The organism is Streptococcus halitosis (assembly GCF_023147855.1).
In the GTDB taxonomy this organism is placed as follows: domain Bacteria; phylum Bacillota; class Bacilli; order Lactobacillales; family Streptococcaceae; genus Streptococcus; species Streptococcus halitosis_B.
Map to the genome: position 1 here is coordinate 24,965 of NZ_JAHXOP010000004.1, position 23,337 is coordinate 48,301.

Sequence of the window (23,337 nt, forward strand, 5' to 3'; positions counted from 1 at the left end):
ATGACTAAACGCGCCTTAATCAGCGTCTCAGACAAAGCGGGCATTGTTGAATTTGCCCAAGAACTCAAAAAACTTGGTTGGGATATTATCTCAACAGGTGGGACCAAAGTTGTCCTTGACAATGCTGGGGTGGAGACCATTGCGATTGATGATGTGACTGGGTTCCCAGAAATGATGGACGGTCGTGTCAAGACCCTGCACCCGAATATCCATGGTGGTCTCCTTGCTCGTCGTGATTTGGATAGCCATCTTCAAGCGGCTAAGGACAATCGGATTGAACTCATTGACCTTGTGGTAGTCAATCTCTATCCTTTCAAGGAAACGATTCTCAAACCAGATGTGACGTATGCAGATGCAGTTGAAAATATTGATATCGGTGGGCCATCCATGCTTCGTTCAGCAGCGAAAAACCACGCTAGCGTGACGGTTGTGGTAGACCCTGCTGACTATGCAGTGGTTTTGGACGAATTGGCAGCAAATGGTGAAACTACTTATGAAACTCGTCAACGTTTGGCGGCTAAGGTTTTCCGCCACACAGCAGCTTATGATGCTTTGATTGCGGCATATTTCACTGCTCAAGTGGGTGAAAGCAAACCTGAAAAACTCACTTTGACCTATGACCTCAAGCAACCCATGCGTTACGGTGAAAACCCTCAGCAGGATGCAGACTTCTACCAAAAAGCTCTTCCTACGGAATACTCCATTGCATCCGCTAAACAGCTAAACGGGAAAGAATTGTCCTTTAACAATATCCGTGATGCGGATGCAGCTATCCGTATCATCCGTGATTTCAAAGACCGTCCAACTGTTGTGGCTCTCAAACACATGAACCCATGTGGAATCGGTCAGGCTGACAACATTGAAACAGCTTGGGACTACGCTTATGAATCTGACCCGGTGTCTATCTTTGGTGGAATTGTCGTCCTTAACCGTGAGGTGGATGCTGCGACTGCTGAGAAGATGCACGGTGTATTCCTCGAGATCATCATCGCACCGAGCTATACGGATGAAGCACTAGCCATTTTGACCAATAAAAAGAAAAACTTGCGCATCCTTGCCTTGCCATTTGATGCTCAAGATGCTAGTGAGGTAGAGGCAGAATACACAGGCGTGGTTGGTGGACTTCTTGTGCAAAATCAAGACGTGGTCAAGGAAAGTCCAGCTGACTGGCAAGTGGTGACCAAGCGCCAGCCAACCGAGACAGAAGCGACTGCTCTTGAGTTCGCTTGGAAAGCTATCAAGTACGTCAAATCAAACGGGATCATCGTGACCAACGACCACATGACACTTGGCGTTGGGCCAGGTCAAACCAACCGAGTGGCTTCTGTTCGCATTGCCATTGAACAAGCCAAAGATCGCCTTGACGGCGCTGTGCTTGCTTCCGATGCCTTCTTCCCGTTTGCAGATAACGTGGAAGAAATCGCCAAAGCAGGCATTAAAGCCATCATCCAGCCAGGAGGATCTGTCCGTGACCAAGAATCCATTGAAGCTGCGGATAAATACGGCTTGACTATGGTCTTCACAGGCGTAAGACATTTTAGACATTAAGAAAACAAAAGGGAAGAAAACAGTTTCTTTCCTTTTTTGGCTTAAAATGCTAAGTAAAACAAGATTAAAACGAACGTTTGTGATATAATGTTAGTAAATAATTCGCAAAAGAGGTTGAGAGATGAAGCTGTTAGTTGTCGGTTCGGGTGGTCGTGAACATGCGATTGCTAAGAAATTACTTGAATCAAAAGACATTGAAAAAGTTTTTGTAGCCCCTGGAAATGATGGAATGACTCTGGATGGTCTGGAATTGGTAAATATCTCTATTTCCGAACATTCTAAGTTAATTGAGTTTGCAAAGGCCAACGATATTGCTTGGACCTTCATCGGGCCAGATGATGCCCTTGCTGCTGGAATTGTGGATGATTTTAACCAAGCTGGTCTCAAAGCCTTTGGTCCAACAAGATTGGCAGCGGAGCTGGAGTGGTCCAAGGATTTTGCTAAGGAAATCATGGTCAAATACGACGTTCCGACAGCAGCCTATGGCACATTTTCGGATTTCGAGGCAGCTAAGGCTTATATCGAAGAGAAAGGCGCTCCTATCGTTGTCAAGGCAGATGGTTTAGCACTTGGGAAAGGTGTTGTCGTAGCTGAAACGGTTGAGCAAGCGGTCGAAGCCGCTCATGAGATGCTTTTGGACAATAAATTCGGAGATTCAGGTGCGCGTGTGGTTATCGAGGAATTCCTTGACGGAGAAGAGTTCTCTCTCTTTGCCTTTGTCAATGGGGACAAGTTCTACATCATGCCGACGGCTCAGGATCACAAACGTGCTTACGACGGCGACAAGGGCCCTAACACTGGTGGGATGGGTGCCTATGCGCCAGTTCCTCACTTGCCACAGAGCGTGGTTGACACAGCGGTTGACACCATTGTCAAGCCAGTCCTTGAAGGGATGATCAAAGAAGGTCGTCCATATCTTGGTGTCCTTTACGCGGGTCTTATCTTGACAGTTGATGGACCTAAGGTTATCGAGTTCAATGCTCGTTTTGGAGATCCCGAAACTCAGATTATCTTGCCTCGTTTGACATCTGATTTTGCGCAAAATATCACAGATATTTTGGAAGGTAAAGAACCAGCCATCACGTGGACGGACAAGGGTGTGACTCTTGGTGTGGTTGTCGCATCCAAGGGCTACCCGTTAGACTATGAAAAAGGTGTCAAGTTGCCAGCCAAGACCGAGGGCGACATCATCACTTACTATGCTGGGGCTAAGTTTGCGGAAAATAGCAGAGCACTGCTGTCAAATGGCGGTCGAGTATACATGCTTGTCACCACAGCAGATACTGTCTCAGCTGCGCAGGAAAAAATCTACGACCAACTAAAAAAACAAGACACAACAGGTCTTTTTTATAGGCATGATATTGGTGGTAAGGCTTTGTAAATCAAATCTATGAAACTTTTAGCCGTGAGACTTAAAAATAGACTTCAGGTGTTTGAAAAATGAAAAATAGATTGCTATTTTTAGAAGGTTCAAGCTTGACCTCACGAGAAACTTTGACAGTTTTGTTGAAAGAAAGCTATAAAATTGATGTGTTATCTCCTAGAAGATTTTCCATTGCATACTTCAGTCGTCTAACCCATAGAGTTCCGATAGTTGATGTGAATCGTTTTCCTGTAGATTATCTGAGACAGGTTAGTCAGTTGCTTCATAAAACCAATTACAAGGCCATTTTGCCAACACATGAAGAAGGCTGGTTATTGGCAAATGGGAAACAATTTTTGCCTCAATCGCTACCAATCGCCCTTGCTGATAAAGAGCAGTTTAAAATGTTGGCTGGAAAGATTGCTTTTGCTGAAACTGCGGATTTATTAGGACTTCCCACACCTAAGTGGGAGTACGTGAAAGATGCAGACTCTATACTGTTAGACTATCCTTATTGGCTGAAAGCAGATTATGGTACTGCCGGTCGCTCGGTTTATAAGATTTCAAGTAAGAAAGATTTGGCTGAAGTGACGAGCAAATTAACAGCGAGTGATGAGGAATGGATGGTTCAGCAAGACATAGTTGGAGACTATGGTCAGGTTCAAGCAGTGTTTGATCATGGAGAATTACTCGCAGTACATTCTAGCGTAAAAGTAGGTTCTGGCGCGGGTGGTTCGGCTGCGGCAAGATTAAGCATAGAATCTAAAAGAACGAGAGAGCATGTTGAAAAATTAGGACAATATATACAATGGCATGGTTGCCTAACCCTAGATTTTATACGTAGGGGAGATCAATTTTACTATATAGAGTGTAACCCTAGAATGGTAGAGCCTGCTAACGCTTATAAAGCAGGAGTTAATTTTCCAAAAATCATGATAGAACTAGCCAGTCATAGCTACGCTAAATCTGAGGTCATTCTTGGTCAAGCAGGCGTTGAGACGCATAGTCTGATGGCTTTGATTATTGGAACAGCTGAGAAGACGAAAAGTAGAAGAAAAATATTGCAGACAATAAAGTACTGGCTTTTAAGATGTGATAGTGAAGAAGTGTTGACACCTGTATGGAAGGATTTGCCAAGCATTATACCTCTTGTGACAATTATACTTCGTTTATTGATAAAACCTAAGAGCGTTGAAAATCTGGTTAATCAGACTGTTCAACATTATAGTGTTGAATCAGCTACTGTAAAAAATATTGAGCAAAAGAATTAGTTTATTCAGAGGAGAAAATATGAAACCAATTATTTCCATCATCATGGGCTCTAAATCTGACTGGGCAACCATGCAAAAAACAGCTGAAGTCTTAGACCGCTTTGGTGTAGCCTATGAAAAGAAAGTCGTTTCTGCCCATCGCACGCCTGACCTCATGTTTCAGCATGCAGAAGAAGCCCGCAGTCGCGGCATAAAGGTCATCATCGCCGGTGCTGGTGGTGCCGCGCATTTGCCAGGTATGGTTGCTGCTAAAACAACCCTTCCTGTCATCGGGGTACCTGTCAAGTCGCGCGCTCTTAGTGGCGTGGACTCGCTCTACTCTATCGTTCAGATGCCAGGTGGTGTGCCTGTTGCGACTATGGCTATAGGTGAAGCAGGTGCGACAAATGCGGCCCTCTTTGCCCTCCGTCTCCTGTCAGTAGAGGATCAGGCTATCGCGACAGCTTTGGCAGATTTCGCAGAAGAGCAAGGAAAAATCGCAGAGGAGTCTACCAATGAGCTCATCTAAAACAATCGGAATTATCGGTGGCGGTCAGCTTGGGCAGATGATGGCCATTTCTGCTATCTACATGGGGCACAAGGTCATCGCGCTGGATCCTGCGGCGGATTGCCCAGCTTCTCGTGTGGCAGAAATCATCGTGGCTCCTTATAACGATGTGGATGCTCTCCGTCAGTTGGCTGAGCGTTGCGATGTCCTGACCTATGAGTTTGAAAATGTCGATGCCAACGGTTTGGATGCTGTTATCAAGGATGGTCAGCTTCCTCAAGGAACAGACCTGCTTCGCATCTCCCAAAATCGTATTTTTGAGAAGGACTTCCTCTCAAACAAGGCTCAAGTCACTGTGGCACCCTACAAGGTTGTGACCTCAAGCCAAGACTTGGCAGCTATTGACCTTTCTAAAAACTATGTCCTAAAGACTGCTACCGGTGGCTACGATGGGCATGGACAAAAAGTCATTCGCTCGGAAACAGACTTGGAAGAAGCCCGTGCACTAGCCGACTCAGCTGACTGTGTCTTGGAAGAATTTGTCAACTTTGACCTTGAAATTTCTGTCATTGTATCAGGGAATGGCAAGGATGTTACGGTTTTCCCAGTTCAGGAAAATATTCACCGAAACAATATCCTATCTAAGACCATTGTGCCAGCTCGCATTTCAGAAAGTCTAGCAGAAAAAGCAAAAGCCATGGCCGTGCGAATCGCAGAACAGCTGAACTTGTCTGGAACGCTCTGCGTGGAAATGTTTGCGGCAGCTGATGACATTATCGTTAACGAAATTGCACCACGACCGCACAATTCAGGACACTACTCTATCGAAGCCTGCGATTTCTCCCAGTTTGATACCCATATTCTCGGCGTTCTGGGAGCACCATTGCCAGCTATCAAACTGCATGCGCCTGCAGTCATGCTCAACGTCCTCGGTCAGCACGTCGAGGCCGCTGAAAAGTATGTCACAGAAAATCCCAGCGCCCACCTTCATATGTATGGTAAAATAGAAGCAAAGCACAACCGCAAGATGGGACACGTGACTTTGTTTAGTGATGTGCCGGATGAGGTTGCTGAGTTTGGAGAAGGGATTGATTTTTAGGTGAGAATAGCAATTTTAGGTCTTGGGGTTATCGGGACCATTTATGCCTATGCTTTTCAAAAAGCAGGTTATCAGGTAGAGCACGTGCTGAGAGAAAGTAAGAAAAGTACAGCACCAAACGTTTTGACAGTTGATTTGCTAGATGGCCGTCATGTTTCCAAAGGTGAAAATAAACAGGATACCTATGCGGTTCATGTGGCGGAAGCTCATGCGGAATATGATTTTATTTTTATCAGTGTGCGTCATGGTTTTGTAAAAGAAGCCGTGGAAACCTTGCGAGAAAATCAGATTAAAGGAACTCTCGTTTTCTTCTGTAATTTCTGGAATACGCGAGAGGAAGTAGAGAAATGGGCGGGGGAGTATGACTATATTCTCGCATTTCCTACAGCTGGTGGTCATATGAATAAGGATCATTTAGATGGCGTCTTGTTCGACCATTTAATGTTAGAAGGGAAGAAAAAAGCACACATCCCCAATTATGCTGACTTGACGGATTTGCTGACTTCAGCAGATTTGAAGTGGGAGGTTCCCCATGATATGGTCGAGTGGATTTGGATTCACATGGCGATTAATGCGGGTGTCACCTCGACAGCTGCACGCTCGGGAAATCTAGAAAATCCAGAAAAATTGGCTTTGAACTTGATGAACAGTTCTTCGGAATTATCATTAGCCATCAAGGCCATTCGAGAGGCTTTGAAAGTCGTAGAAGCGCGTGGTGTGAATTTGAAACTTTACAAAGCAGAACTCTTGCCTTATAAAATTCCCGCTTGGATTGCAGGGAAGGTCATGAAAGCTATGTTTGCGAAAAATGAGCTGACCCGAAAAATCATGACCTTGCATAATGACAAACAAGATATCTTTTATTGTTGTCAAAGTGTTTATCAGACTGGTCTGGAGTTGGGTGTTGAGATGCCTATTCTGGAAGCCAATATGAAGGGGATTTCGCTGTAGGAGGTTTTATGATTCAAATCATTGTTAATGCATTTGTAGAAGATAGTAAGGAAAATGCTGTTGTGGAAGTTGTTTTTGCAAGTGCTGATCACGACAAAGTTCAAGAAAAGTACCAAGAACTTATGGCTCAATTTCCTAACAACTATCTCGTAATCTACGACTTACCACTGGATACCAACTTGAATGAACTTGGACACTATCCGTCTGTGGCGATAGGGAAAGAGGAGTTTGGAGTGTAAGACAGGTTCTCGACGACTGTTGGTGTAGTTTTAATTTATAGAAAATCAAGGGAGATAAGTTAAATGATTTATCCAAAGCATATTTTATGTATAACGTGTGAAAAATGCTATGAGTTAGGTATTCAAATGGGAGTATATCCTGCTACTTTCCAATTTGAATGTAAAGACTGCAAAACACCGATTAGTGGTGAGGTAAAATTTGAACCTTTTGAACTAATTTTAAAAAACGCTACAGAGCTAAATGAAGAAGCTCCTAACTATCAAAAATATACAAAATTACCTATTTGGCGTTTAGATGTTTCCTCAGAATTTCCAACAAATAAACTATATTTAAAAGAGACTGTCATAGATGGAATATTGTCCTCACCATTCCTCAACCAAGCAATGCGTTTGGATAAATTTAAAAGTGACTCGGAGTATGGTGGTGTGACAGAGATTTCTAAAGCAATGAAGTTTGCAGACTTTGTTACGGAAGGAAAATTTAACAATATTCTTCGTTTGTTCAATTTGTTTTGGAATAAACAAGAAAAATATTTGTATCGTGATTTAAAGAAATTATTAGATGAAAATAAGCATTTAACCCTGTTTAGAGAAGTAAAGAATGTTAGTGATGCGACGATAGTCTTACACCAGATGTTTTTGACAACCTCAGGAATCAGTAATATTCTTGGAAATGGTACATTAGCAGAATACACTTCTTTAGCTAAAAAAATATATTCTTCTAAGGAACATAGAGATGAAATTATTAGGTATATAGATCATATCGAGAGCGATTTTGATACGGTTGAGCGTAAAGCTTTTGAAATACTTGAAACGTTTTCAAGTATTTACTCTCTCATGATTCCCGTAGTTACTTTGCTAAATTCTAATGGATATAATCGCTTAGATCAAGCTAGTAGTGGGGTGTCCGCAGCGAACTATAAAAAGTTAAATGATTTTTATGCTTCAAGTTATGAATGGATTCTCGATAATATCAACCTTGTTATTGCATTGAATAACATTTTTGAAAGAAATGGTTATGATAATTGTTGTAATGGACGAAGTTATCACAATAATCTAGAGAGCATACCAAGTAAATTTAATAAAGTTAATCAGTACAATCCAGGACAAGCTTATCTTGATGTTTCAGAGCCATTTAGCAAACCCGTAAATAATTTAAACAATAAAATCAGGAATGCAATCCAACACTTCAGCTCCCAAGTTGATTATGATAATCAAAAAATTATTTTTGAAGACCGCCATCAAGGAAGGGTTCGACAAGAAGAATATTCTATTGTAGATTTTATTAAAATATGTTTAGCCAACTTTTCTTTGATAATTTATATTTTGGAAATTATTTACACATTTCGAAAGTTGAAATTTATAAATGATGGCATTACACCAAGTATTTATTGGATAAAGAACGAAGAAATTTCTAAAGTAATGTCAGATGATGAAGTGAAGGATAATTTCCAAAGGAAATTAAAAAATAGAATAAATAAAAAAAGAAGAAAATAGTAAAGTTAATTTAAAGGAGAAAAACATGATCAACCGTTACTCTCGCCCTAAGATGGCGAACATTTGGAGTGAAGAAAATAAATACCGTGCTTGGCTTGAGGTGGAAATCTTGGCTGACGAGGCATGGGCTGAGTTGGGGGAAATCCCTAAGGAAGATGTGGCTTTGATTCGCGAGAAGGCGGACTTTAACATCGACCGTATTTTGGAGATCGAGCAGGAGACTCGCCACGATGTGGTGGCCTTCACACGTGCGGTTTCTGAGACTCTTGGTGAAGAGCGCAAGTGGGTTCACTACGGTTTGACTTCTACAGACGTGGTGGATACTGCCTATGGCTACCTTTACAAGCAAGCCAACGACATCATTCGTCGTGACCTTGAAAACTTCACCAACATCATCGCTGATAAGGCTAAGGAGCACAAGTTCACCATCATGATGGGTCGTACCCACGGGGTACACGCTGAGCCGACAACTTTTGGTCTTAAATTGGCAACTTGGTATAGCGAAATGAAACGCAACATCGAGCGTTTCGAGCATGCGGCTGCTGGTGTGGAAGCTGGTAAAATTTCGGGTGCGGTTGGGAACTTTGCCAACATCCCACCATTTGTAGAGAAATACGTCTGCGACAAGCTGGGTATCCGTGCTCAAGAAATCTCTACACAGGTCCTTCCTCGTGACCTTCATGCTGAGTACTTTGCGGTTCTTGCCAGCATTGCGACTTCAATCGAACGTATGGCGACTGAGATTCGTGGTCTTCAAAAATCGGAACAACGTGAAGTGGAAGAGTTCTTTGCTAAAGGTCAAAAAGGATCTTCAGCAATGCCACACAAACGTAACCCTATCGGTTCTGAAAACATGACTGGTCTGGCGCGTGTCATCCGTGGGCACATGGTGACAGCCTATGAAAACGTCGCTCTCTGGCACGAACGTGATATTTCCCACTCATCAGCTGAGCGTATTATCACACCAGATACAACTATCTTGATTGACTACATGCTCAATCGTTTTGGAAATATCGTCAAGAACTTGACGGTCTTCCCAGAAAATATGATCCGCAACATGAACTCAACTTTCGGTCTTATCTTTAGCCAACGTGCCATGTTGACCTTGATTGAAAAAGGCATGACACGTGAGCAAGCCTATGACTTGGTGCAACCAAAAACAGCCTACTCTTGGGATAACCAAGTAGACTTTAAACCGCTTCTTGAAGCAGATCCAGAAGTAACTTCACGCCTCACTCAAGAAGAAATCGACGAAATCTTCAACCCTGCATACTACACCAAACGAGTGGATGATATCTTTGAACGTATCGGACTGGGTGATTAATCCTAACAATAAAAAGCGAGATTCAATCTCGCTTTTTTATATGCTTATCGAAGGGTGTTAATCTTCTTTTTTCTTAGTGAGTCCGTAAGCTGCTAGTGTGGCCATGAGTCCTGCTGCGACCAAGCCTACAGAGTCTTGACTTCCTGTTGCAGGGAGTTGTTTTTCATCTGCTTTGCTAGTAGTTGCTTCAGCTTGCTCAGCTTTCTCAACGGCAGTTCCGACTTCGACAACCTGAGCGACCGCTTCCTGCGATACCGCACTATTGACAAGAGTTCTTTCTTCCTTGCCGTCAGCAGTAGTGCTGACAGAGTAGAAAATCGTACGACGACCATTTACACCAGTAACGACGACTTGACTTTGTCCTTTTGGCAATTGCGGATTTTCACGTGTCACGGTAGTGAAAGGAATCTCTTCTTCTTGGATGTCTAGTCTAGGTTTTGCTTCTGAGGCTGGGGCAAGACCGTGTTCATCCCCTACATGGGTAACAAGGGTTCCGACTTCAATGACTTGTGTCACTGCTTCTTGCGTTACAAGGCTATCGACAAGAGTCTTCACTTCTTTGCCATCAGCAGTAGTGCTTACAGAGTAGTAATGACTGCGACGACCGTTAACACCTTTGGTAAGGACTTGAGTCTTCCCTTTGAGCAAGAGTGGATTTTCACGTGTCACGGTAGTGAACGGAATCTCTTCCTCTTGGATGTCCAGTCTAGGTTTTGCTTCTGCGGCTGGAGCAAGACCGTGTTCATCTCCTTTGTGAGTAATAGGGGCACCGATTTCAACCACTTGTGTCACAGGTTCTTTGGTCACTTGGCTATCTAGAACAGTTTCTGTTTGTTTTCCATTTTCAGTAAGGACAGATATGTAATGAGTGCGTTCGCCCTCTACACCTGGTGTAATGATCTTTCCCTGACCAGCTGGGAGATTCGGATTTTCCTTCTTGATGACCTCAAATGGAATCTTTTCTGCTCTTGTGATGAGTTCAGGTTTGGTTTCAACATTGGCAGCTAGTTCGTTTTCATCGAGGCTTCCTGAGTGGGTTGCTGCTGGTTTGAGGCCTAGGCGGGCTGCTTTGAGTTTGGCTACGAGAGCGTCTAACTCGGCTTGTTTGTTACGGTTGAGATTGTAGTTGAGAGCTTCTTTAGCTGCATTTAGGGCATCCAAGCTTTCCTTGCTGTATCCGTCCAAGTTTGCAGGAATTTGAGCAAGTTCCTCACGGAGTGCGTTGTAGTTAGCGCGGAAGTAGTCTTTGTTATGATCTGCAAAGGCAGTCATGAGTTCAAAGATTTCTTCTTCCTTATACTCAGCACTTGGTTTGTCTGCCCAGATAGCAAGCATGCTTCCGACGGTTGGAAGGTCTACTTCTGGATATTTGGTAGATGCAAGCTGGTTAAATGGTACTTTGCCAGAGTTTTCAAGTGCTTTTGATAGTGGATAGGCTTCGTCTGGTTTGTGATTACCTAAAACATAGTACCAGTCTCCGTTGGTGTTGAGGAGTTTATAGCCTTTGCTTGCTAGGTACTGAGGCGTCGCAAGGTTGTAACCCCACCATCCTTTAGACCAGTAAGAGATGATGACATCCTTGTCAAACTCAACATCATCCTTGTCTTCATAGTAGAAACCATCATTGAAGGCCATTGGTTGAAGACCTCTTTCTTTGGCCATGGCAGCAAGGGTGTTGGAGTACTCAGCAAACTTGCCATAGAGTCCATACCATTTGAGGTAGTACCAGCCTTGAGCGTTGGTAGCATCATTAGCGTATTCGTCTGTACCGTAGTTGAAGATCTTAGTCTTGCCTGCAAAGAAGTCCATGTACTTGCCGATGAGGGCTTTGACAAAGTTCATCGCCTCTTCGTTTTCAAGGTCCATGGTTGTTTTAGAAACCTTGTCAAAGTTGGCTTGAGGATTCTTGATTCCAAGTTTTTCCATAGCGACGAGCATGGCATCCATGTGACCTGGGCTGTTGATTGCTGGGATGAGTCCGAGGCCTTTTGATTTTGCGTACTCGATCAATTCAGTGATTTCAGCTTGACTAAGAGTAGTTCCGTTTGGATCATCGTAGTAAGCTTTTGTTCCTTCGATGATGGCCTTTTTGACATCATCACTTGCATAAGTTTTTCCGTTAGCTGTGATGGTCATGTCATCAAGGAGGAAGCGAAGTCCGTCATTTCCTAGGAGAAGATGCACATCAGAGTAGCCGAGCTCGCTCGCCTTGTCTACGATGCGTTTGAGTTGGTCGAGCGTGAAGTACTTACGTCCAGCATCGATGGAGATTACCTTGTTCTTGGCAAGTTTTTCAACTTCACGTTTCGCGTCTTCTTCTTTTTGAGCTTCTGGTGTGAAGGTCAAATTGCTTACAGCTTCTTGGAGTTTCGCGATTGCTTGGTCAATGGTGTCTTGTTGGGCGCGACTGAGGTTGCTATCGAGTGAGCGAATGGCTTTTTCAGCTTCTTTGACAGCTGCTACACTTTCTGCAGTATAGCGGTTAAGGTCTGTTGGTACTTCTTTCAGAGCTTGCTCAGCAGACTCATAGTCAGCTGCGAAGTATTCAGCATTGGCATTTGCGAAGCTGCGCATGAGTTTGAAGAGGCGTGATGGTGAGTAGCGTGCAGATGGGGTATCCGCCCAAGCAGCTACCATACCCCCGATGAATGGGATAGTAGCCCCATCAGATTTTGGTACAGAAGTGATTGGAGTATTCTTGATACCATTGAGTCCTTGGTCGAGGTTGTACCAGCCTTGTCCATCGGCATTTCGTCCGAGAACGTAGTACCAAGCATCGTTGGTATTAAGGATTTGGTGGCCTTTTTCAACTAGAAGTTTAGAAGAAGCGACGTCGTATCCGCCCCACCCACCAGTCCACATAGAAACGATGATGTCTTTGTCAAAGGTTCCAAAGCTAGTGTCGCTATTATAGTAGATACCGTCGTTAAAGGCCATTGGTTTGAGGCCGTGAGATTTGACGATGCGAGCAAGGTCATTAGCATAGGCGATAAATTTATCATAACCCTTGTCAGGGAATCCATCTTCTGGATACCATTTATAGGCCTGAAGAACGCTCCAGCCTTTGGCGTCTGTAGCATCATTGGCGTACTCATCCAGTCCGATATTGAAGATGTCAGATTTGCCAGCGAAGTAAGCAGCATACTTGTCGATCAGAGCTTTGGTAAATGCAACCGCTTCTTTGTTATCAAGGTCAACGGTACGAGCAGATTCCTTACCAAAGTAGTTGAAGTTCGGTTTTTGGATACCTAATTCTTTCATGGCATGCAAAATCGCATCCATGTGACCAGGGCTGTTTACAGTTGGGATGAGACCAATGCCTTTGTTTTTAGCATAGTTAATCAAGTCCGTCATCTGACTCTCTGTCAAATGGTTGCCGTTTGGATCCTTGTAGTAGGCATCGGTTCCGTTTTCGAGTGCACGTTTGACATCATCACTTGCATAGGTTTTGCCATTGGCTTTGATCGTCATGTCGTCCAACATAAAACGCATGCCGTCATTTCCAACTAGTAGATGAAGATCGGTATAACCATAGTGTTTGGCTTTGTCGATGATTTCTTTGAGTTGGTCTGGAGAGAAATACTTGCGTCCAGCGTCGATTGAGATCATTTTTCTTTTTGCCAGTTTTTCATTTACCTGAGCTGCTCGTTCCGTGCTAGGAGTGGCTACTGCAGGTGTGACGGCTTCATTTTTCTTTTCTGAAGGAGTACGTTCGGCAGGAGTTTCAGCTGGGGCAGGGCTTTCTTTCTCGGCAGTAGGAGTTGGACTAGCATTTTCTGTCACAACTGGTGCGCTTGACTCTTCTGTTTTTGGAGCAACTGTTCGAGGAGCCTCCTTGTCTTCTTTGACCTCCTCTTTTACGGGCTTGCCAGCCTTTTCTTCCAGTTTTTCTGGAACCTTGGAGTCTACAGCTTCTTTGACTGCTTGAGGACTCTCCTGAATAGTTTGAACAGTTTCTTCAGCTGTTGGAGCTGGAGTAATCCCGTCGGCAGATACGACTTGTGCGCTAAAAGCAAATCCTATCAGTACAGAAGCTGCCCCAACCGCGTATTTACGGATGGAGAAGCGCTGTTTCTTTTCTAGTTTCATGACAAAACCTCCTTGTTATTATTATGTATGATAGCGTTTACATAAAACCGATTTTATTTTATTATCTAAGGAGTAAAATGTCAAGTACGTTTATATAAGAACTATAATAAATAGAGGAAATCATAAGATTTAGAAGAAAATTATTTCCAGAAATAAGAAAGAGAAAGCTAATATTTAACTTGTTTTTAGTAAAAACGCTACTAATTAAATAAGAACCCTTCATAGCGTTCTCACAACCTCTTTCTCGTGCTATAATGAATATAGAAAAAGCCTGAGCTGGGCTCAAGCTTTCTCTTAATGACCTCGATTACATGAGAGGAATTTAATTTTGTAGTAGTCTGCTCGCTTATACGTTTCACTGTAGGCGAGGACTTGGCCAGTAGCCTCAAGTTTAGTAGTCTTCGTTTGGAAGACAGTTGGAAATTGCGTATCGATTCCAAGTACAGAAGCAACATGCTCTGGTGTTGGAAATGCGATTTCATTGATTTCCTCAAAATGTTCATCGTTCATGTGAATGCGGTAATCCAATTTGAAACGTTTATAGATAGAACTATAATAGTCAAGATTTGGATAGTTGGCATTGATGTATTGTTCAGGAATATAAGATGTGTGGTAGATGTAAGTTACGCCATTTGTTTGACGGGTACGTTCAATTTTGTAGTAGAACTGATCTCCACGTAATCCAAGCTTCTCTAGGTATTCAAGCTTGTTTCCGCGCTCGATAGAAAGGACAGTGACTTTATCATCTTTTGTTTCAAAGATTTCGACATCTGAAAATTCAACGAGTTTGTGCTTGCGGGCACGTGAAACGAAAGTCCCTTTCCCTTGTTGGCGGACAATATAGCCGTCTTTTGCAAGGTCATTCAAAGCACGCACAACAGTGATTGAACTAACATCATACATCGCGATCAATTCTGCTTCTGTATAAAATTTATCTCCACTTGCAAATTGACCAGAGATGATTTTGTTTTTTAATTCATCTTTAATATATTGGTATTTTGGAATAGCCATAATTTCACCTCGATTCTCTTTCTCCAATTTTGATTCTACCATAAATACAGACAAAATAGTAGTATTTAGGTAAAAAAAAATTAAAATAATAGACTAAAAATGTTATGTTACATGTAAAAAATTCCATTTTATAACCTTGTGAATTATCATACATTAAAATATCGCTTTCATGCTATTTTTAGATAATTTTGGTAAATGGTAAGTAAAAAAATAGAAAAATTTTAAAGAATTTTCTAAAACCTATTGACAAATGCAAAAGATTTGATTATATTTAATATTATAATAAATGAAAGCGCAAACTTAATTCGTCAGAGGTGGTAACATGACAAGATTTAAAATTGAGGACGATTTCTATTTAGATGGGAAGCCGTTCAAGATTTTGTCTGGCGCCATTCATTATTTTAGGATTCCAGCAGAGGATTGGTATCATTCTCTCTATAACTTAAAGGCGCTTGGCTTTAATACGGTCGAGACCTATGTGGCTTGGAATTTACATGAACCCGTTGAAGGGGAATTTGATTTTGAAGGTGCCAGAAATTTGGAGAGGTTTCTTCAAATAGCACAAGATTTGGGTCTCTATGCCATTGTACGCCCGTCTCCATTTATCTGTGCGGAATGGGAATTTGGTGGCTTGCCGGCTTGGCTCTTGACCAAGGACATGCGAATCCGCTCGTCCGACCCGGCCTACATCGAGGCTGTTGCTCGCTATTATGACCAATTATTGCCAAGGCTTGTGCCTCGCTTGTTGGATAATGGTGGAAACATTCTTATGATGCAAGTCGAAAATGAATATGGTTCTTATGGAGAAGATAAGTCTTATCTACGAGCAATTCGGAAATTGATGGAAGAGCGAGGGATTGATTGCCCACTCTTTACTTCAGATGGCCCATGGAGGGCTACTCTGAAAGCCGGGACCTTGATCGAAGATGATCTCTTTGTGACAGGGAACTTCGGTTCTAAGGCTCCTTACAACTTTTCACAAATGCAAGAATTCTTTGATGAGCATGGCAAGAAATGGCCTCTCATGTGTATGGAATTCTGGGATGGTTGGTTCAACCGTTGGAAAGAACCCATCATCACACGCGATCCAAAAGAGTTGGCGGAAGCTGTTCGAGAGGTATTGGAGCAAGGCTCTATCAACCTTTACATGTTCCATGGTGGGACAAACTTTGGTTTCATGAATGGTTGCTCAGCTCGGGGAACTCTGGATTTACCACAAGTCACATCATACGACTATGATGCCCTTCTCGATGAAGAAGGAAATCCAACTGCTAAATACCTAGCAGTCAAGAAGATGATGGCAACACACTTCCCAGAGTATCCACAGTTGGAACCACTTTACAAGGAAAGCATGGAAATGGAATCCATTCCACTAGTCGAAAAAGTTTCCTTGTTTGAAACTCTGGATAGTCTCTCTAGTCCTACTGAAAGCCTCTATCCAAAAGCGATGGAAGAACTTGGTCAAAGTTATGGCTACCTTCTCTACCGCACTGAGGCAAGTTGGGATGCAGAAGAGGAACGCCTCCGTATCATCGATGGACGTGACCGAGCTCAACTCTTTGTAGATGGTCAATGGATTGCTACTCAATACCAGACAGAGATTGGTGAAGATATCTACTGTCAAGGAAATCGAGAAGGCTGTTCAGAGATTGACATCTTGATCGAAAATATGGGGCGTGTTAACTATGGACACAAGTTCTTAGCAGATACGCAACATAAAGGAATTCGTACAGGTGTCTGCAAAGATCTACATTTCTTACTGAATTGGAAACAATATCCACTTCCACTGGATAATCCTGAGAAAATTGATTTTTCAAAAGGATGGACAGAAGGACAACCAGCCTTTTACGCTTTCGACTTTACGGTCGAAGAGCCAAAAGATACCTACTTAGACTTGTCTGAGTTTGGTAAGGGAGTTGCCTTTGTCAATGGGCGTCACTTAGGACGTTTCTGGAACGTCGGCCCGACCCTCTCACTTTATATCCCTCATAGCTATCTCAAGGAAGGTGCTAATCGCATCATCATCTTTGAAACTGAGGGCGAATATAAAGAAGAGATTCACTTAACTCGTAAACCTACACTAAAACACATAAAGGGGGAAAACTTATGACAATTGTAGGATGCCGTATCGATGGACGTTTGATCCACGGTCAAGTAGCCAATCTTTGGGCTGGAAAACTAAATGTTTCACGCATTATGGTTGTAGACGACGAAGTTGTTAACAACGATATTGAAAAGAGTGGTTTGAAACTTGCGACACCACCAGGTGTGAAACTCAGTATCTTGCCAGTTGAGAAAGCAGCAGCAAATATCCTTGCTGGTAAATACGATAGCCAACGTCTCTTTATCGTTGCACGTAAACCAGACCGTTTCCTTGGTTTGGTCGAAGCAGGTGTTCCGCTTGAAACACTCAACGTCGGCAATATGTCTCAAACACCAGAAACTCGCTCTATCACACGTTCTATCAACGTGGTAGACAAGGATGTGGAAGACTTCCACAAACTAGCAGAAAAAGGTGTAAAACTCACTGCTCAAATGGTTCCAAATGATCCAGTTTCAGACTTTTTGAGCTTGTTAAAATAGGAAAAAATTTTTAGGAGGTCATTGTTATGATACAATGGTGGCAAATTTTACTTCTCACTTTGTACTCAGCTTATCAAATCTGTGATGAGTTGACAATCGTTTCATCTGCAGGTTCTCCTGTATTCGCTGGTTTTATTACTGGTTTGATCATGGGAGATGTGACAACTGGTTTGTTTATCGGTGGTAGCTTGCAGTTGTTCGTTCTCGGGGTTGGTACCTTCGGTGGTGCTTCTCGTATCGACGCAACTTCTGGTGCGGTTCTTGCAACAGCATTCTCTATCTCTCAAGGTATTGATACAGATCTTGCAATCACAACAATCGCTGTACCAGTAGCAGCACTTTTGACATACTTCGACGTTCTTGGACGTATGACTACTACTTTCTTTGCACACCGTATTGATGCTGCGATCGAACGCTTTGACTACAAAGGTATCGAACGCAACTACCTACTTGGTGCAGTGCCTTGGGCTCTTTCTCGTGCCCTTCCAGTATTCTTCGCTCTTGCTTTTGGTGGTGCTTTTGTACAATCAGTAGTAGACCTTGTTAAAGAATATCAATGGATTGCAGATGGTTTGACACTTGCAGGACGTATGCTTCCAGGTCTTGGATTTGCAATCTTGCTTCGTTACCTTCCAGTTAAACGTAACCTTCACTACCTTGCAATGGGATTTGGTTTGACAGCTATGTTGACTGTTCTTTACTCATATGTAACAGGTCTTGGTGGAGCTGTTGCGGGTATCCTTGGTACTCTTCCTGCTGATGTTGCTGAAAAGATTGGCTTTGCTAACAACTTCAAAGGTTTGTCTATGATCGGTGTTTCTATCGTAGGTATCTTCCTTGCAGTTGTTCACTTTAAGAACAGCCAAAAAGTAGCTGTAGCAGCACCTTCTACACCATCAGAAAGTGGGGAAATCGAAGATGACGAATTCTAATTACAAACTTACAAAAGAAGATTTTAATCAAATCAACAAACGTAGCTTGTTTACTTTCCAATTAGGTTGGAACTACGAACGTATGCAAGCTTCTGGTTACCTTTACATGATCTTGCCTCAATTGCGTAAAATGTATGGGGATGGAACTCCTGAATTGAAAGAAATGATGAAAGTTCATACTCAATTCTTCAATACTTCACCATTCTTCCACACAATTATCGCTGGTTTTGACCTTGCCATGGAAGAAAAAGATGGTGTAGGTTCAAAAGATGCCGTTAACGGTATCAAGACAGGTTTGATGGGACCATTCGCTCCTCTTGGAGACACAATCTTTGGTTCACTTGTACCTGCCATCATGGGATCTATCGCAGCAACTATGGCTATCGCCGGCCAACCATGGGGTATCTTCCTTTGGATCGCAGTTGCAGTTGCTTATGACATCTTCCGTTGGAAACAATTGGAATTTGCATATAAAGAAGGGGTTAACCTTATCAACAACATGCAAAGTACCTTGACAGCTTTGATTGACGCTGCATCTGTACTTGGTGTCTTCATGATGGGTGCTCTTGTAGCAACAATGATCAACTTTGACATTTCTTACAAATTGCCAATCGGTGAAAAGATGATTGACTTCCAAGACATCTTGAACTCAATCTTCCCACGCTTGCTTCCAGCAATCTTTACTGCCTTTATCTTCTGGTTGCTTGGTAAGAAAGGTATGAACTCTACTAAAGCGATCGGTATCATTATCGTTCTTGCAGTAGGTCTTTCATTCATCGGTAAATTCTTGCTTGGAATGGGCGCATAATTTATGGTGAAATCGTTAATTTTGGTGAGTCATGGTCGTTTCTGTGAAGAACTGAAAGGTAGCACGGAAATGATCATGGGTCCACAAGACAACATTCATGCAGTGGCTCTTCTTCCAGAAGATGGCCCAGAAGAATTTACTGCAAAATTTGAAGCTGCTATCGAAGGATTGGATGATTTCCTAGTCTTTGCGGACCTTCTCGGTGGTACACCATGTAACGTGGTAAGCCGTTTGATCATGGAAGGTCGCGACATTGAACTCTACGCAGGGATGAATCTTCCGATGGTGATTGAATTTATCAATGCCAGCCTTACAGGTGCAGATGCGGACTACAAGAGCCGTGCTGCAGAAAGCATCGTAAAAGTCAATGACCTGTTAGCGGGCTTCGATGATGACGAAGATGAATAATACTCTTCGAAAATCAAATTCAAACTACGTCAGCGTCGCCTTGCCGTATAGATGTTACTGACTTCGTCAGTTCTATCTGCAACCTCAAAGCAGTGCTTTGAGCAACCTGCGGCTAGCTTCCTAGTTTGCTCTTTGATTTTCATTGAGTATAAGATGTGACAACGGCTAAATCGTTAGAACAGCTTGTATAGAATATACATGGGAATGGGAGTCAATCCATTCCCATATTTTCAATAGGAATGAAACGACAATAGATTAGAGGAACTCTATGCTAAATTACACAAAAGAAGAATTACTTGAACTGGGTGCAGAAATCACGACTCGTGAAATCTACCAACAGCCTGATGTATGGAAAGAGGCTTTTGAAGCCTATCAAGCGAAACGGGAAGAAATTGCAGCATTCCTACAAGGAATCGCTGATAAACATGACTATATCAAGGTCATCTTGACGGGTGCTGGTACTTCTGCTTATGTGGGAGATACCTTGGTACCATACTTTAAGGAAGTCTATGATGAACGCAAATGGAATTTCAATGCCATTGCGACAACAGATATCGTAGCCAATCCAGAAACTTATTTGAAAAAAGATGTGGCGACTGTCCTTGTTTCCTTTGCTCGTAGTGGGAATTCACCTGAAAGTGTGGCGACTGTTGATTTGGCTAAAGCCTTGGTTGACGACCTTTACCAAGTGACCATTACATGTGCTGCAGAAGGGAAATTAGCTCTTCAGGCTCATGGCGATGAGCGCAATCTTTTGCTCTTGCAACCAGCTGCTTCCAATGACGCTGGATTTGCCATGACTTCTAGCTTTACATCTATGATGCTAACAGCTCTCTTGGTCTTTGATCCTACAGAATTTGCTGTGAAAGCTGAACGTTTTGAAGTTGTGACTAGCCTTGCTCGTAAGATTCTTGACAATGCAGCAGATGTCAAAGAGCTGGTAGACCTCGACTTTAACCGCGTTATCTACCTGGGCGCTGGTCCTTTCTTTGGGCTTGCTCATGAAGCTCAGCTCAAGATTTTGGAACTAACAGCTGGTCAAGTTGCGACCATGTATGAAAGCCCAGTTGGCTTCCGTCACGGTCCAAAATCTCTTATCAATGAAGATACAGTTGTTTTGGTCTTTGGCACAACGACAGACTACACTCGCAAGTACGACTTGGACTTGGTTCGTGAAGTGGCTGGTGATCACATCGCCCGTCGTGTCGTGCTCTTGAGTGATCAAGCCTTTGGTCTTGAAAATGTCAAGGAAGTGGCCCTTGGTTGTGGCGGTGTCTTGAATGATATTTACCGTGTCTTCCCTTATATCGTTTATGCCCAACTCTTTGCCCTATTGACCTCACTCAAGGTAGAAAATAAACCAGATACACCATCTCCTACTGGCACTGTAAACCGTGTGGTACAAGGTGTGATCATTCATGAATATCAAAAATAAGGAAGTGTCTATGAGTAAATTACAATTAAGTCCCAATAAAGTAGCCTGCTTGCAAAAACTCTCAGATGAAAATGGTATTATCTCAGCTCTTGCCTTTGACCAACGTGGTGCTTTGAAACGCCTCATGGCTCAATACCAAACAGAAGAGCCAACAGTGGCTCAAATGGAAGAACTCAAAGTCTTGGTTGCAGATGAATTGACAAAATACGCTTCCTCTATGCTTCTTGACCCCGAGTATGGTCTCCCAGCTACAAAAGCGCTTGATGCCAACGCCGGCCTTCTCCTTGCTTATGAAAAAACAGGATACGACACAACAAGCACCAAACGCTTGCCTGACTGTTTGGATGTTTGGTCTGCCAAACGCATCAAAGAACAAGGTGCGGATGCAGTCAAATTCTTGCTTTACTATGACGTAGACAGTTCTGACGAACTCAACCAACAAAAACAAGCCTACATCGAACGCATCGGTTCTGAGTGTGTGGCGGAAGATATTCCATTCTTCCTTGAAATCCTCGCTTACGATGAAAAAATCGCTGACGCTGGCTCTGCAGAATACGCAAAAGTAAAACCACACAAGGTTATCGGTGCTATGAAGGTCTTCTCAGACCCACGCTTCAACATCGATGTCTTGAAAGTGGAAGTTCCAGTCAACGTCAAATACGTTGAAGGCTTTGGCGATGGTGAAATCGTGCATACTCGTGAAGCAGCAGCAGCCTTTTTCAAAGCACAAGATGAAGCGACTAACTTGCCATACATCTACTTGAGTGCAGGTGTGTCAGCTAAACTCTTCCAAGAAACGCTTGTCTTTGCCCACGAATCAGGCGCAAACTTCAATGGTGTTCTTTGTGGACGTGCAACATGGGCTGGATCAGTTGAAGCCTACATCAAAGACGGTGAAGCAGCAGCTCGTGAATGGCTTCGCACAACTGGATTTGAGAACATTGACGAACTTAACAAAGTTCTCCAAACCACAGCAACTTCATGGACTGAACGTGTAGAAGCATAAAAACAAGAATAGAAGAATCCCTTTTTGTTAAGAAGCTACTTAAGGTTTTCTGACAAAGGATTCTGAAAATAGGAACTACAACCATAGATGGTAAATACACTCTCTATGGTTTGTTTACTTAAGAGAAATGGATCAAAGGAGAGAAGAATGAGAGCATACACAGAGCGTGTATTTGGAAATCATGAGGGCAAGGATGTCTTGGCCTATCGCTTTGAGACTGATGGTGGTTACCAGCTTGAAGTTATGACTTATGGTGCGACCATTTTGCGCTATGTAACCCCTGACAAGGCAGGAAATTTTGCCAATGTGATTTTGGGTTTTGATGATTTTGCTAGCTATGTAGGCAATAGTCCCAAGCATGGAGCAAGTGTAGGTCCTGTAGCAGGCCGTATTGCAGGTGCGACATTTGAGCTCAATGGTCAGACCTATGACCTTGAAGTCAACAACGCTAGCAACTGTAACCACAGTGGTTCAACAGGTTGGGATTCGAGCTTGTTTGAATTGGTTGAGGTGAGCGACCATGGCTTGACTCTCTACACAGAGCGTACAGACGGGACAGGAGGATTTCCTGGTGATCTTAAGATTTGGATTAGCTATCACTTGGAAGAAACTGGTGCCTACGAAGTCAGCTATAAGGTGACGACTGATCAGGACACGCTTGTCAATCCAACTAATCATAGCTATTTCAACTTATCTGGTGATTTCACGCAGACAGTTGACCGCCATGTCTTTCAGCTAAATACGGAGGGCATTTACCCAATCGCTCCAGACGGTGTTCCAGCTAAGACTCCAGATGCTGATCGTGATGTAGTGAAACACATCTACAATGGTGCTTTGCTCAAGGATATCTTTGCAGAGGACGATGAGCAAATCCAGCTGGTATCTGGTTTGGATCACCCATTTGCCCTTCCTGCAGGTCATGACAATGCTAGTTTCCTTTATGATCAAAACTCAGGTCGTTTCCTGCTTTTCAAGACAGAGGCCCCTTGCCTTGTGGTCTACACAGCAAACTTTGTGGATGAGAGTGTCATCATAGGAGGTCAGCCAATGGTGCAACACAATGGGATTGCCCTTGAAGCGCAAGCTTTACCAGATGCTATTCACAGTGATCTCAAAGACCAAGTCATTCTCAAAGCAGGGCAAACTTTTACAAGTAAGACGCGTTATGAGCTTGTTGTGAAATAAAAAGAGAGTCTTGGAAAAAAGATTTTAATTTTAGGAATTCTTTATTATAAGCCCTGTTGTAAAATGAAGTGCAACAAAAAAGACATCTTCATCTGATATAC

The 23,337-nt window shown here is 42.9% G+C and carries 19 protein-coding genes; 17 read left to right on the forward strand and 2 right to left on the reverse strand.

From position 1 onward, the window contains the following. From purH to purB, 9 genes are all read left to right on the forward strand, one after another. Positions 1-1,548, forward strand: a complete 1,548-nt coding sequence (gene purH / locus KZX55_RS07455; protein ID WP_248026223.1) for a bifunctional phosphoribosylaminoimidazolecarboxamide formyltransferase/IMP cyclohydrolase — start codon at positions 1-3, stop codon at positions 1,546-1,548. Positions 1,549-1,669: 121 nt separating this feature from the next. After that, positions 1,670-2,929, forward strand: a complete 1,260-nt coding sequence (gene purD, locus KZX55_RS07460; protein ID WP_248026225.1) for a phosphoribosylamine--glycine ligase — start codon at positions 1,670-1,672, stop codon at positions 2,927-2,929. Between the two features lie 59 nt (positions 2,930-2,988). Next, a complete protein-coding gene (locus KZX55_RS07465; protein ID WP_000797338.1) occupies positions 2,989-4,182 on the forward strand; it encodes an ATP-grasp domain-containing protein in 1,194 nt (397 codons plus the stop codon). A gap of 19 nt (positions 4,183-4,201) precedes the next feature. Further along, positions 4,202-4,690, forward strand: coding sequence for a 5-(carboxyamino)imidazole ribonucleotide mutase (gene purE / locus KZX55_RS07470; RefSeq protein ID WP_061585366.1), 489 nt, complete (start codon positions 4,202-4,204; stop codon positions 4,688-4,690). Further along, the gene (gene purK, locus KZX55_RS07475; protein ID WP_248026227.1) at positions 4,677-5,768 is read left to right on the forward strand and encodes a 5-(carboxyamino)imidazole ribonucleotide synthase; all 1,092 of its coding nucleotides are present in this window, start codon (positions 4,677-4,679) and stop codon (positions 5,766-5,768) included. The genes purE and purK overlap by 14 nt, the downstream gene beginning before the upstream one ends. Then, positions 5,769-6,719, forward strand: coding sequence for a ketopantoate reductase family protein (locus tag KZX55_RS07480; protein ID WP_248026230.1), 951 nt, complete (start codon positions 5,769-5,771; stop codon positions 6,717-6,719). It begins immediately after the preceding gene. An 8-nt stretch (positions 6,720-6,727) separates the two neighbouring features. Continuing rightward, entirely contained in the window at positions 6,728-6,958 is a 231-nt protein-coding gene (locus KZX55_RS07485) for a phosphoribosylaminoimidazole carboxylase (protein WP_247953578.1), read from the forward strand. Between the two features lie 63 nt (positions 6,959-7,021). Further along, positions 7,022-8,455 carry a hypothetical protein gene (locus tag KZX55_RS07490; RefSeq protein WP_248026233.1) on the forward strand — a complete coding sequence of 478 codons (1,434 nt, stop codon included), beginning with the start codon at positions 7,022-7,024 and terminating at the stop codon, positions 8,453-8,455. 25 nt (positions 8,456-8,480) lie between these two features. Then, positions 8,481-9,779, forward strand: a complete 1,299-nt coding sequence (gene purB / locus KZX55_RS07495; protein ID WP_247924369.1) for an adenylosuccinate lyase — start codon at positions 8,481-8,483, stop codon at positions 9,777-9,779. Positions 9,780-9,836: 57 nt separating this feature from the next. On the opposite strand, the gene strH is transcribed toward purB, so the two are convergent. Continuing rightward, on the reverse strand, positions 9,837-13,868 hold the full coding sequence (strH, locus tag KZX55_RS07500; RefSeq protein ID WP_248026247.1) for a G5 domain-containing protein: 4,032 nt from the start codon (positions 13,866-13,868) through the stop codon (positions 9,837-9,839). A gap of 294 nt (positions 13,869-14,162) precedes the next feature. After that, positions 14,163-14,921: a GntR family transcriptional regulator gene (locus KZX55_RS07505; protein ID WP_162281877.1), complete on the reverse strand. Its 759-nt coding sequence runs from the start codon at positions 14,919-14,921 to the stop codon at positions 14,163-14,165. 280 nt (positions 14,922-15,201) lie between these two features. On the opposite strand from KZX55_RS07505, the gene KZX55_RS07510 reads away from it, so the two are divergent. The 8 genes from KZX55_RS07510 (at position 15,202) to KZX55_RS07545 (ending at position 23,236) form a co-directional block, all read left to right on the forward strand. Further along, positions 15,202-16,989 (forward strand): glycoside hydrolase family 35 protein, encoded by a 1,788-nt coding sequence (locus KZX55_RS07510; RefSeq protein ID WP_248026251.1) that lies wholly within the window; start codon positions 15,202-15,204, stop codon positions 16,987-16,989. Then, positions 16,986-17,462 (forward strand): PTS sugar transporter subunit IIB, encoded by a 477-nt coding sequence (locus KZX55_RS07515; protein WP_000156968.1) that lies wholly within the window; start codon positions 16,986-16,988, stop codon positions 17,460-17,462. Before KZX55_RS07510 ends, KZX55_RS07515 begins: the two co-directional genes overlap by 4 nt. 26 nt (positions 17,463-17,488) lie before the next feature. After that, positions 17,489-18,394 (forward strand): PTS mannose/fructose/sorbose/N-acetylgalactosamine transporter subunit IIC, encoded by a 906-nt coding sequence (locus KZX55_RS07520; RefSeq protein ID WP_000616992.1) that lies wholly within the window; start codon positions 17,489-17,491, stop codon positions 18,392-18,394. Beyond that, positions 18,381-19,202: a PTS system mannose/fructose/sorbose family transporter subunit IID gene (locus KZX55_RS07525; protein WP_000185284.1), complete on the forward strand. Its 822-nt coding sequence runs from the start codon at positions 18,381-18,383 to the stop codon at positions 19,200-19,202. The genes KZX55_RS07520 and KZX55_RS07525 overlap by 14 nt, the downstream gene beginning before the upstream one ends. Positions 19,203-19,205: 3 nt before the next feature. Then, positions 19,206-19,610: a PTS sugar transporter subunit IIA gene (locus tag KZX55_RS07530; protein WP_002875700.1), complete on the forward strand. Its 405-nt coding sequence runs from the start codon at positions 19,206-19,208 to the stop codon at positions 19,608-19,610. Between the two features lie 268 nt (positions 19,611-19,878). Then, positions 19,879-21,045: an SIS domain-containing protein gene (locus KZX55_RS07535; RefSeq protein ID WP_248026258.1), complete on the forward strand. Its 1,167-nt coding sequence runs from the start codon at positions 19,879-19,881 to the stop codon at positions 21,043-21,045. Between the two features lie 10 nt (positions 21,046-21,055). Beyond that, entirely contained in the window at positions 21,056-22,051 is a 996-nt protein-coding gene (lacD, locus tag KZX55_RS07540) for a tagatose-bisphosphate aldolase (protein ID WP_248026260.1), read from the forward strand. Positions 22,052-22,198: 147 nt separating this feature from the next. Continuing rightward, positions 22,199-23,236, forward strand: coding sequence for an aldose epimerase family protein (locus KZX55_RS07545; RefSeq protein WP_248026268.1), 1,038 nt, complete (start codon positions 22,199-22,201; stop codon positions 23,234-23,236). Positions 23,237-23,337 lie beyond the last annotated feature (101 nt).

Excerpts from the sequence above, each read along its gene's own strand:
- KZX55_RS07465 (WP_000797338.1), top strand. The coding sequence starts at position 2,989 with ATGAAAAATAGATTGCTATTTTTAGAAGGTTCAAGCTTGACCTCACGA.
- KZX55_RS07505 (WP_162281877.1), bottom strand. The coding sequence starts at position 14,921 with ATGGTAGAATCAAAATTGGAGAAAGAGAATCGAGGTGAAATTATGGCT.
- KZX55_RS07545 (WP_248026268.1), top strand. The coding sequence starts at position 22,199 with ATGAGAGCATACACAGAGCGTGTATTTGGAAATCATGAGGGCAAGGAT.
- KZX55_RS07530 (WP_002875700.1), top strand. The coding sequence starts at position 19,206 with ATGGTGAAATCGTTAATTTTGGTGAGTCATGGTCGTTTCTGTGAAGAA.
- KZX55_RS07535 (WP_248026258.1), top strand. The coding sequence starts at position 19,879 with ATGCTAAATTACACAAAAGAAGAATTACTTGAACTGGGTGCAGAAATC.
- purD (WP_248026225.1), top strand. The coding sequence starts at position 1,670 with ATGAAGCTGTTAGTTGTCGGTTCGGGTGGTCGTGAACATGCGATTGCT.
- KZX55_RS07510 (WP_248026251.1), top strand. The coding sequence starts at position 15,202 with ATGACAAGATTTAAAATTGAGGACGATTTCTATTTAGATGGGAAGCCG.
- purE (WP_061585366.1), top strand. The coding sequence starts at position 4,202 with ATGAAACCAATTATTTCCATCATCATGGGCTCTAAATCTGACTGGGCA.
- KZX55_RS07520 (WP_000616992.1), top strand. The coding sequence starts at position 17,489 with ATGATACAATGGTGGCAAATTTTACTTCTCACTTTGTACTCAGCTTAT.
- KZX55_RS07515 (WP_000156968.1), top strand. The coding sequence starts at position 16,986 with ATGACAATTGTAGGATGCCGTATCGATGGACGTTTGATCCACGGTCAA.
- purK (WP_248026227.1), top strand. The coding sequence starts at position 4,677 with ATGAGCTCATCTAAAACAATCGGAATTATCGGTGGCGGTCAGCTTGGG.
- lacD (WP_248026260.1), top strand. The coding sequence starts at position 21,056 with ATGAGTAAATTACAATTAAGTCCCAATAAAGTAGCCTGCTTGCAAAAA.
- KZX55_RS07490 (WP_248026233.1), top strand. The coding sequence starts at position 7,022 with ATGATTTATCCAAAGCATATTTTATGTATAACGTGTGAAAAATGCTAT.
- KZX55_RS07485 (WP_247953578.1), top strand. The coding sequence starts at position 6,728 with ATGATTCAAATCATTGTTAATGCATTTGTAGAAGATAGTAAGGAAAAT.
- KZX55_RS07525 (WP_000185284.1), top strand. The coding sequence starts at position 18,381 with ATGACGAATTCTAATTACAAACTTACAAAAGAAGATTTTAATCAAATC.
- strH (WP_248026247.1), bottom strand. The coding sequence starts at position 13,868 with ATGAAACTAGAAAAGAAACAGCGCTTCTCCATCCGTAAATACGCGGTT.
- purB (WP_247924369.1), top strand. The coding sequence starts at position 8,481 with ATGATCAACCGTTACTCTCGCCCTAAGATGGCGAACATTTGGAGTGAA.
- purH (WP_248026223.1), top strand. The coding sequence starts at position 1 with ATGACTAAACGCGCCTTAATCAGCGTCTCAGACAAAGCGGGCATTGTT.